General features: G+C 68.9%; 10 protein-coding genes and 1 pseudogene. 4 read left to right on the forward strand and 7 right to left on the reverse strand.

Going from position 1 to position 10307, the window contains the following annotated elements; genetic code table 11:
- The first annotated feature begins 66 nt into the window (after positions 1-66).
- The 3 genes from deoC (at position 67) to NO889_RS15930 (ending at position 2808) form a co-directional block, all read left to right on the forward strand.
- Positions 67-738, forward strand: a complete 672-nt coding sequence (gene deoC / locus NO889_RS15920) for a deoxyribose-phosphate aldolase (protein ID WP_256413206.1) — start codon at positions 67-69, stop codon at positions 736-738.
- 109 nt (positions 739-847) lie between these two features.
- A complete protein-coding gene (locus NO889_RS15925; protein ID WP_256413207.1) occupies positions 848-1252 on the forward strand; it encodes a DUF2267 domain-containing protein in 405 nt (134 codons plus the stop codon).
- Positions 1253-1485: 233 nt separating this feature from the next.
- Positions 1486-2808: a tRNA (N(6)-L-threonylcarbamoyladenosine(37)-C(2))-methylthiotransferase gene (locus NO889_RS15930; protein ID WP_256413208.1), complete on the forward strand. Its 1323-nt coding sequence runs from the start codon at positions 1486-1488 to the stop codon at positions 2806-2808.
- A 77-nt stretch (positions 2809-2885) separates the two neighbouring features.
- Here the strand turns inward: NO889_RS15930 and NO889_RS15935 are convergent, their stop codons facing one another.
- From NO889_RS15935 to NO889_RS15965, 7 genes are all read right to left on the reverse strand, one after another.
- Positions 2886-4187 (reverse strand): eIF2B alpha/beta/delta subunit family protein, encoded by a 1302-nt coding sequence (locus tag NO889_RS15935; RefSeq protein WP_256413209.1) that lies wholly within the window; start codon positions 4185-4187, stop codon positions 2886-2888.
- Between the two features lie 134 nt (positions 4188-4321).
- The gene (locus NO889_RS15940) at positions 4322-5053 is read right to left on the reverse strand and encodes a GNAT family N-acetyltransferase (protein ID WP_256413210.1); all 732 of its coding nucleotides are present in this window, start codon (positions 5051-5053) and stop codon (positions 4322-4324) included.
- A 61-nt stretch (positions 5054-5114) separates the two neighbouring features.
- Positions 5115-5492: a DUF8055 family protein gene (locus NO889_RS15945; RefSeq protein ID WP_256413211.1), complete on the reverse strand. Its 378-nt coding sequence runs from the start codon at positions 5490-5492 to the stop codon at positions 5115-5117.
- Between the two features lies 1 nt (position 5493).
- A complete protein-coding gene (locus NO889_RS15950) occupies positions 5494-7158 on the reverse strand; it encodes an FAD-dependent monooxygenase (RefSeq protein WP_256413212.1) in 1665 nt (554 codons plus the stop codon).
- Positions 7155-8801: an electron transfer flavoprotein subunit alpha/FixB family protein gene (locus NO889_RS15955; protein ID WP_256413214.1), complete on the reverse strand. Its 1647-nt coding sequence runs from the start codon at positions 8799-8801 to the stop codon at positions 7155-7157. The genes NO889_RS15950 and NO889_RS15955 overlap by 4 nt, the downstream gene beginning before the upstream one ends.
- Positions 8802-8803: 2 nt before the next feature.
- On the reverse strand, positions 8804-9658 hold the full coding sequence (locus NO889_RS15960) for an electron transfer flavoprotein subunit beta/FixA family protein (RefSeq protein ID WP_256413215.1): 855 nt from the start codon (positions 9656-9658) through the stop codon (positions 8804-8806).
- A gap of 90 nt (positions 9659-9748) precedes the next feature.
- Positions 9749-10078, reverse strand: a complete 330-nt coding sequence (locus NO889_RS15965) for a 4Fe-4S dicluster domain-containing protein (RefSeq protein ID WP_256413216.1) — start codon at positions 10076-10078, stop codon at positions 9749-9751.
- 97 nt (positions 10079-10175) lie between these two features.
- On the opposite strand from NO889_RS15965, the pseudogene NO889_RS15970 reads away from it, so the two are divergent.
- A pseudogene (locus NO889_RS15970) lies at positions 10176-10307 on the forward strand (IS6 family transposase); the annotation flags it as partial.

Raw genomic sequence — 10307 nt, forward strand, 5'->3', positions numbered from 1 at the left:
CTCGAGTCGCCCGCGATCGTCTCGACCGACCGGCGTGTTTACCTGAATCGACCGAGAACCGCCGGTATGTCCCTACAGGATACGTTAGAGGCCGATCCCGGACGGATCGTCTCGATAATCGATCACACCAACGTCGATCCGACGGCGACCGAGGCGGAGATCCGCGACCTCTGTGAAGCGGTCCTCGAATACGGCTTCTGTTCCGCCGTGGTCGTGCCGTATCACGCCGAACTCGCGAGCGAACTCGTCGGCGACCGGGCCAACGTCGTCGCAGTTATCGGCTTTCCATACGGGATACAGCATTCGAACGCGAAGCGGGCCGAAGTCGAGGAGCTCCTCGAACACGTCGACGAACTCGACATGGTGCTGAACAGAACGGCGTTCGCGAACGGCGACGACGAGACCGTGGTCGACGACGTCAAAGCGGTACGAGACGCGGTCGGTGAGAAGACGCTGAAGTGTATCATCGAATCCCCCGCGCTGAACCGATCGGAGATCCGACGAGCCGCGGGGCTGGTCGAACGGGGCGGCGCGGACTTCGTGAAGACCGCCGTCGGATACGACGGTCCGACCGACCCCGACGAGGTAGTGGCGATCCGAGAGGGGATCGGCTCGGATACCCAGATCAAGGCCTCGGGTGGGATCGACACCTTCGAGCAGGCGCTCGAAATGGTCGCGGCGGGAGCGACCCGTATCGGTGCCTCGTCCGGGGTAGCTATCTACGAGTCGATCCGGTAGTCGGGGACGTTTCGCATCGACGTGTCACGACCGGCGGGACGCCGAAGCCGTGTTTGCCCGCCGAAGAAGTACAAGTATATTGATATGCCATAAGCGACAACAGGAACGTATGAACTTCGACGAGTTCGCCGGCCAAGCCCAGCACCGACTCGAAACGCCCGGAACGGGCGAAACGGTCCGAGCGATACGGGCGACGCTCATGACGCTCGGTCAGCGCATCCCCGAAGGAAACGCGGCGGACCTCGCGGCGTCGCTTCCGATCGAGATCAAGTGGTATCTGACCGGGGCAGTCGACGAACACGGACAGCGCTTCGACTGGCGAGAGTTCGTCGAGAGAGTGAGCGAGATCGAGGGTTCGGATCCGGCCGACGCGGCCTATCACGCCCGTGTCGTCCTCGATCTCGTCCACGAGGAGGTCCCGGAGTCGGACTTCCAGCAGCTCCGTGATATGCTTCCAGGGAGCGAGACCACGGAGAACTGGGGCAACCTCTTCGAGCTCGTCGACGACGACTGAGACGTCCTCGCGAGCTCGCGGACCGACCGCGACCGAAGACGCGTCTGCGCCCGTCGAGTTCGGGAAGGTCGCTCTGAGGGACGGGCCGACGACGGTGCCCGAAGAGGAGGAGCCGAGAGGGCCCCGAGGTCCCGATCCTCCCAGCCACCGCGCCGAGACCGGACGAGTTCGGGTGGAGATCCGATCCCGATCCGGGGGCCTTTTGCCCGCCCGCCGGATAGGGGGGACAACCGATGGCGACGTACCACATCGAGACGTACGGCTGTACGTCCAACCGGGGGGAGAGCCGCGCGATCGAACGCGCCCTCCGGGACGGCGGCCACCGGCCCGCGGACGGTCCGGAGGAAGCCGACGTCGCCATTCTCAACAGCTGTACCGTCGTCGAGAAGACCGAGCGCAACATGCTCCGGCGCGCCGAGGAGCTCGAGGCGAAAACGGCGGAGCTCGTCGTCACCGGCTGTATGGCGCTGGCGCAGGGCGAGGAGTTCCGCGAGGCGGGCATCGACGCCGAGGTGCTCCACTGGGACGAGGTCCCCGAACACGTGCTCAACGGCGAGTGCCCCACCCACACCCCCGACACGGAGCCGATCCTCGACGGCGTGATCGGCATCCTCCCCATCGCTCGCGGCTGTATGAGCAACTGCTCGTACTGTATCACCAAGTTCGCGACCGGTCGCGTCGACTCCCCGCCGATCGAGGAGAACGTCGAGAAGGCCCGCGCGCTGGTCCACGCCGGCGCGAAGGAGATCCGGGTCACCGGCCAGGACACCGGCGTCTACGGCTGGGACACGGGCGACCGGAAGCTCCCGGAACTACTCGACCGGATCTGTGCCATCGATGGCGACTTCCGGGTCCGGCTCGGGATGGCGAATCCCGGCGGGATCCACGGGATCCACGAGGAGCTCGCCGACGTCTTCGCGCGAAACGAGAAGCTGTACGACTTCATCCACGCCCCCGTCCAGTCCGGCTCCGACGACGTGCTCGCCGACATGCGCCGGCAGCATCGCGTCGACAAGTTTCGGGAGGTCGTGGCGGCGCTCGACGACCGGCTGGACCACTGGACGCTCTCGACGGACTTCATCGTGGGCTTCCCGACCGAGAGCGAGGCGGACCACGAGGCGTCGATGGATCTCCTCTCCGAGGTGCGCCCCGAGAAGATCAACGTCACCCGTTTCTCGAAGCGACCCGGCACCGATGCCGCCGACATGAAGGGGCTCGGCGGAACGGTCAAAAAGGAGCGCTCGAAGGCGATGTCCGAGCTGAAGATGGCGATCGTCGGCGAGGCCTACGAGTCGATGGTCGGCGACGAGTTCGAGGTGCTCGTCGTCGAGGAGGGAACCGGCGACTCGGTGAAGTGTCGGGACTCCGCCTACCGACAGATAATCGTCCAGAACGCGACCGAGCGCGGGGTCGCCGTCGGCGACTTCCTCGTCGTGGAGGTGACCGGCCACAACACCGTCTACGCGTTCGGCGAGCCGGCGACCGAAACCGGAACCAGCGAAGGCGAGTCGCCCGAGCGCGACGACCGCTCCGAGTCGACCGCGCCCTCGGCGTAGCCGGCACCGCCCGACGAACCGGCCGCAGTCGGTCGCCCGCGACGGGCCGCACGGGAACGGACGCCCGCTCGAGCGACTCACTCGACGTCGTCGGAATCGACGCGCTCGACCCACGCCGACCGCCTCTCGTGGTCGCGGGCCCGCGCCGCGATCGCGTCCCGGTCGAGTATCCCCTCCTCGGTCACGACCCCGCGGAGCAGGTCGCCCGGAACGCGTTCGAAGACGGGGTTCTCGACCGAGACGGCGGCGTCGCCGTCGTACACCGCCGACGGGTCCCCCGCCTCGGCGACGACCGCGGTTTCCGCCGCGACCTTGTCCGCGGCGGCGACGACGTACGCCGGAACGTCGGCGTCGGCCGCCGCCAGCGCCAGAGGATACGAGCCGACCTTGTTCGCCGCGTCGCCGGTCGGAAGGACCCGGTCCGCGCCGAGCAGGACGCAGCCCACGTCGCCGTCGCGGACGCGTCCGGGGAGCGCGGCGTCGGTCGTGAGGGCGACGTCGACGCCGTCGGCGGCCAGCCGCTCCGCCGCGGTCACGCCCTCGCGCGCCGGCCGCGACTCGCCGACGACCGCCGCGCGGCCGGCCGCCCGGATCGCGTCGGCGACGGTCCCCGACCGCGACAGGGTGGCGACCCGACCGGGCGCGTCGGCGATCGCGTCCGCGGCCCGCTCCGCAGCCCGGCGGTCGGCGTCGAAGGCGTCGTCGAGGGCGTCGACCGCGCGGTCGTGGACCGCCCGCGGCGTCCCGGCCGCCGCGTCCATGACCCGATCGACCCGGTTCCGAACGACGATCATGCTCGGCCGGGCGTCGCGGAGGTCACGGGCCACGCCCCTGACTCGCTCCATCCGGTCCTCCGCCTCCCCGTCCTCCGCCCCCTCGTTCACCTGCGCGCCGAACGCGACGACCCCCGCCGCGTCGCGGAGAACCTCCAGCGCGCGGAGGGAGAGCCACGCGGCCCCGTGGACTTCGTCGGTCCGGATCGCGTCGACGTCGGGGGCGACGCGGCGATAGCGCTCCCACAGGCCGGGAACGGTTTCGCGCGTGAGAAACGCCGTCGGGGGGAGCCACTCGACCGCGTCCGGCGACCGGTGGGCGGGCGGGTCGCGGCCCGCCGCCTCGAACAGGAACGGGTGAACCGTTCGCTCGGTGCCCTCGCCGGCCACGGAAAGCGGCTCCCCGCGGCGGACGAGGTCGAGGTCGGCGTCCGGCATCGCCGCGCGGAGGGCTCGCCGGACGTCCTCGACCGGATCCGTCGCGTCCGACCGGACCTCGCCGGAGACGACGTCGAGGCGACCGGCGTCCGTCTCGGCGTCGTCGCGGCGCCGGACGCAGCACACCGCGGCGCGATGGCGGACGAAGGCGCTGACGACGGCCGTCACGTCTCGTCGTCGGGGGAGCACCCACATCAGTTCACCGGTGGCGCGTGGTGATCGGCGACCGAACGGAGACGGCAGGGTCGGCGACCGGGACGGGGGCGGCGATCGGACGGGGGCGGCGACCGCGACGGGGCGGGCTAGAGCGTGACGGCCATCATCACCTCGTCGACGTACTCGCCGTCGATGCGGTAGTGGTCCTCGCGGGTCGCCTCCTCCTCCCAGCCGTGCGTTTCGAGGAACGCGATCGCCTCCTCGTTCGTCGAGGGAACGCTGTTGTATATCCGCTCGTATCCCTCCTCGACGGCCCACTCGAGACCGCGTTCGAGGAGGCGGCTCCCGATCCCGTGTCGGCGGTACTCGGAGAGGACGCCGACGGTGAGTTCCGCCGTGTGACTCAGCTTCTCCAGTTCCGGGTGGCTGATGTTGACCCAGCCGACCACGTCGCCGTTCACGGTCGCGACGAAGAACACGCGAGATTTCACTCCGTCCCGCCGGAAGAGCATCCGTTCCTCGTCGACGACGTCCGCGATGTTCTCCGCGACGACGTCGTTGCCGTCCTCGACGGCGTCGCGTATCACCCCGAGGAGCCCCGAGAGGTCGGCCTGTCGCGCCGGTCGAATGCTGAACGACACCTCGTCGCCGGCGAACTCCTCCTCGGCTCCGCCCCCGAAGTCGTCCTCGATGCCGGGCACCAGGTCGCCGCCCTCCTCCCGCAACAGCCCGTCGCGCTTCAGGATCGTGACGTGGTGGCCGAACCGTGTCGGATCGAAATCCAGCCCCTCCCTGGCCGCCTCGTACGCCACCCGACCGCGTTCCTGGACGTACCCGTAGATGTCTCGCCGATCCTTGTGTTCTACCTGCTGGATCATGCCTGAGACTACCACGCACTATCACTTATGTCTAATTATTATTCATGTAGGACTGGCAGTGTCATCGATCGGCGCGGGGCGGGACGCCGGTGAGCAGCTGTGCGGTGTCACGGACGTTGTGGGTCTCGACCAACAGCTCCGCAGCCTCTCGAACGGTCACGGCGGGGTCGCGAGACGAGCCGTGACACCGGAGGTACAGCGCCAGCCAGTCGTTTATCGCCGCCTGAAGCAGCGACAGCTCGACCTCGGAGAATCGGACGTGCTCGTCGCCCGTTCGGCCCCGGAGGTACACCGCGACCGTCGGACCGAACCCCTCGCGGAGGTACTCGAGACCGCGCTCTTTGGCCGGCGGCGACGCCGGCGGCTCGAACGACTTCCGCTCTTCACGGGCCCGATCGGCCAGGTCGGCGATGCGCTCGGCGTACGGCGAGGTCGTCATCTCATCCCTGCCGGAACTCGACGCCCTTCCCGCCGCGGGGGTGCTCCCAGTCGGTGTCCGCGACGACGGCGCAGGTCCCGCACTCGACGCAGGGCTGGGTGTCGAGGCTCACGACGCGTCGCTCCTCGCCGTTCGTCCGGACCGTCTCCTCGCGGTAGCAGCCGCCGCCGAAGTCGCGGGCGCTGACCGGACAGGCGGTCACGGCGTCGCCGCTGGCCCCGACGGCGTCGTCGACGAGTTCGATGTGCGGGTTGCCCACGTCGACGTCGTAGGTGAGACTGCCGATCCGATCGGCCAGATCCGGCGGCGTCACGCCGTTCTTCGTCTCGACGGGGTCGCCGAGTTCCTCCGCGATGACCGTCGGCAGCGTCACGTACGGCGTCCGGGTGTCCGGGACCATCATCGAGAGGAACGGCGAGCCGTACAGCCGTTCGAGGTCGTCGCCGAGCGCCCGCACGCCGAACCGTCCGACCGGCGAGTCCAACACCGCGTCCAGGACGTCCGTGACCGGGTCGTGTTCTGCGAGCGTCCGGACCGCACGGTACCGCCTGGGGCGAAGCTTCTCCATCACGCCCTCCTCGCGGAGCTTCCGCTCGTAGAGGGCGCCCGCGGCGTCCGGATCGCTCCGCGAGCGCGCCTCCACGAACGCCTCGGCCGCGAGCGCGCCGGCCGTGACGGCGTGGTTCATCCCCTTGATGATCGGCCCCTGGGCCTGCATCTGTCCGGCGGCGTCGCCGACGAGCGCGAGACGGCCCCGGTGGGGCGACGGGTGAGCCACCTTCTTCGAGTCGGGGACGAGCTTCGCGGCGTACTCCAGCTCCTCGTACCCGTCGTCCAGCCAGCGGGCTAAGAGCGGGTGCGTGAGCAGCGCGTCCAGCAGCTCGTGGGGTTCGGCCTCCTCCGCGACGAGGCTGTCGAGGTGGAACACCGTCCCGATCGAGAGGGTGTCCTCGTTGGTGTAGAGGAACCCGCCGCCGCGGACGCCCTCGAAGAGGTCGCCGGAGAACAGGTGGGCCTCGCCCTCGCCGTCGTCGAGGTCGAACCGGTCGTCGACCGCGCCCTCCGGCATGTCAACGACCGCCTTCACGCCCTGGAACCACTCCTCGGGCTCCTCCCAGTCCATCAGCCCGGCGTCGCGGGCGAGCTCGCTGTTCACGCCGTCGGCGGCGACGACGAAGTCGGCCTCGATGGGATCGAGCTCGTCGCAGGTGACGCCGACGATCTCCCCGTCTTCCCGGAGCAGCCCGTTCACCCGCACGCCGGTGAGCAGGCCGCCCCCGGTCTCCCGCGTCAGCTCGTGGACCCGCTCGGCGAGCCACGAGTCCATCTTCCGGCGGAGGACGGCGTCGGACCACTCGGTGTCGTGCTCGTGGAGGTCGGTGATGTCGAAGGTCTTGACCCGATCGCCCGCGAGGTTGTGGAGGTAGTAGTCCGTGACGGGGCGCTCCGCCGCGGCCTCCCGGAACTCGGGGAACAGGTCGTCTATCGCGTACGGTGCGGACGCCTCCGCGTAGAGGAGGCCGCCGGAGACGTTCTTCGATCCGGTCTCGACGCCGCGCTCCAAGACGAGGGTCTCCACGCCGTTCCGAGCGAGCGCCGCGGCGGCCGCCGCGCCGCCCGGCCCCGCGCCGACGACGACGGCCTCGTAGCGTTCGCGCTCGGTCATCCCGTCTCACCCCCGTCCGCGACGGCGGCGGCGTCCAACTTCCCGGCTTCGAGGGCCTCGACCAGCCGCGGCAGCACCTCGAAGAGGTCGCCCTCGATGAAGTAATCGGAGAAGTCCCGGACGTCCGCCTCGGGGTCGGTGTTGACCGCGACGATGGTGTCGGACTCGTCCATTCCGACCTTGTGCTGGATCGCGCCGCTGATGCCCGCGGCGACGTAGAGGTCGGGCTCCACCTCCTGGCCGGTCTCGCCGATCTGCCGCTCCTCGGCGGCGTACTCCTCGACGTGGCCCTCGAACTCGTAGGAGGAGGTGACGATACCGCGGGAGATCCCCAGGGCGGCGTCCTCGAACGCGTCGACCAACTCGAGGCCGAGTTCCATCCCGCGCGTGGGGTCGTCGCCGATGCCCCGCCCGAGCGCGACGATCACCTCGTGGCCGGTCAGGTCGACGCCGCCCTCCAGCCGGTCGAAGGCCTCGACCTCGACGCGGAACCACTCCTCGTCGAGCTCGAACTCGTGTTCGACGACCTCGCCCTCCCGCTCGGGCTCGGGATCGGGCACCTCGAAGCTCCCAGGGATGACCGAGGCCCCTTGCGGATGGAACTCGCGGCTCGGGTTGTCGAGACAGAGAATGGTCGAGTACTCGAAGCCGCTGAAGTCCGGTCGCTTCATGTGGAGGACGCGCTCGAACTCGCGGTCCTCGCCGCCGGTCTTCGCGGGGTTCGAGATGACCGCGTTCTCGATGTAGAGCCCCGAGCAGTCGCTCGCGAGCCCCGAGTCGAGCTCCGCCTGTACCTGCGCCGAGAGGTCGCGGCCGTTGGGCGTCGCCGGGAACAGCACGTAGCGCGGCTCGTCGTAGTCGCGCCACGCCGCGGGGTCGGGGTTCCCCGCGCCCGGATCGCCGCCCCAGCGCGCCATGTCGCAGAACACGCGGGTGTAGGGCTCGTGTCGGAACCGGTCCAGTCGCGGGTCCTCGTGGTGGACGACGACGTCCGCGCCGTGTTCGATACACGTCTCGGCGTGTGTCGCGACGCCGTCGCCGACGAGCACGGCGACGACCTTCTCGTCGGCGTCGTACGTCTCGTTGTAGTCGTCCATCAGCTCGCGCGCCTTCCCGAGCATCTCCAGGGAGACGTCGATCAGGTCGCCGGCCTGCGTCTCGCAGTACACCCACATGTCGGCGTAGGTGCCCTCCTCCAGCGCGCGGACGTGTCGCTTGTCCGCGGTCGGGTGGTCGAGGTCGGGGTGTTTCTCCTCGGGCGGGACGACCTCGGCCGCCTCCGCGTCGCTGCCGCGCACCGAGTCGAGGCGGTTGTCGACGAGCGTGAGCACGCTGTCACGGTTCTTCCCCTCCTCCTCGGCCGCGCGGATCCGCTCCAGTTCCTCGGGGTCGTCGACGTCCTGGAGTGCGTTCCCCACCTCGGCGGCGGTCATCTCGCTCGGATCGATCTCGCCGGTCGACTCCTCGTCCTCGGTGAACTTCTCGATCCGGCTCTCGATGATCGTCTTCGCGCCCGCGCGGTTCTCGCCGGCCTCCTCGGCCTCCAGGATCGCCCGCAGCGCGTCGACGTCCTCGATCGACCGGATCTCGGGGCCGAGCTCCTGGATCGCGTACTCGCCGGGGTCCATCGGTGCGTCCGCCATCGTCACTCACCCCCCGCGAGCGGCGCCATCTCGTCGACGACCGCCGCCATCTCCTCGTCGCTCTCGGGATCGACCATCGTCGCGTCGCGCTCGGCGGGGGCCTTCGGGATGGGATCGACCGAGGAGACGACGGTCGGCGAGCCGTCGAGCCCGATGTAGTCCGGGTCGAGGTTGAGGTCGGCGTGGTCCCACACCGTCAGGTGCTCCTCGTGCTCTCCGGCGCGCTCCCGCGTCTCCTCGCGGAGGTCCTTGTGACGCAGGCGGTGTTCGGCCCGGCGGTAGGACGGCTCGAACTCCGGGTCCGCGACGACGAACGCCGGCAGCGTCGTCTCGACGGTCTCGATCTCTTCGATGTCGCCCTCGACGAGCCGCTTCGCCCGTAGCCGCTCCGCGTCGGGGTCGACCTCCATGGAGACGACGTGGGTGACGATCGGCATCCCGTACGCCCAGCAGGTCTGTGGCCCGGTGTGGCCGGTCTCGCCGTCGGCGGTCTTGAAGCCCGCGAAGACGAGGTCGGGCGAGGGCTCCATCTTCCCGAGGGCCGTCGCGATCGTGATCGCCGTCGCCCACGTGTCCGCCGCGGCCATCTCGCGGTCCGACAGCAGGTAGAGGTCGTCGGCGTACACCGACTCCATCGCCTCCCGGAGCACGTCGCCGTACCCCGGCGGCCCCATGCTCATCACGCTCACGGTGCCGCCCCGCCGCACCTTCGTCTGGAGCGCGGCCTCGAGCGCGTGCTCGTCGTTGGGGTTCATCACCGTCGGCGTCTCTCCCCGTTCGAGGTGTCCGTCCTCGTCGAAGGAGACCTGTCCCTCCCGGAAGTCCGGGACGCCTTTCGTTAGAACGACCGTGTTCATTGTTACACCCTCTCGTGTTCGCATCCGACGGGTAGTTCCTTAATTGTTTTTCGTGTGGAACGTGGCGAGACCGGCCGTCGTTCGACGGCCTCAGATCCGACCCGCCCGTCCCGCGTCGACGTCGATGGCGTCGACGGGGCAGACGTCGACGCAGATCATACAGTCGATACACTGCGACTCGTTGGCCGGGTCCGCTTTTATTTCGCTCTCGGGATGGCCGGGGGTATCGACCCACTCGAACACGTCGACGGGACAGTCCTCGATACAGGCTCCGTCGGCCAGGCAGATGTCGAAGTCGACCGCGACGTGCGTGCCGTGTATGCCCAGCCGTTCCGGGTCGTCCACGGGACCCCAGACGTCGTGACCCTCGTGCTCGTCGACTACCTCCCGGTTCTCCTCGAAGTTGGGATCGATAGACATGTCACACGCTAACAGGAATCTATAACTATTTAAAATTGAGGTCGGGACTCCGCGCGGTGTTAAGTTAAGAAAGAGGCGGTCGGTAGTTCGAATGTCCATGTTCGAATCCAACCGCCTCAGCGAGTCTACCGAGTGGATCGACTTGGAATTTGTGGAGCGAGAGCGGACACCCCGCGAGATCATTGAAAAGGGTATTCGCCACCATCTTGCCGGTCTATCACTTTCGAAT

It is taken from the genome of Halorubrum rubrum, from assembly GCF_024494685.1.
In the GTDB taxonomy this organism is placed as follows: Archaea; Halobacteriota; Halobacteria; order Halobacteriales; family Haloferacaceae; genus Halorubrum; species Halorubrum rubrum.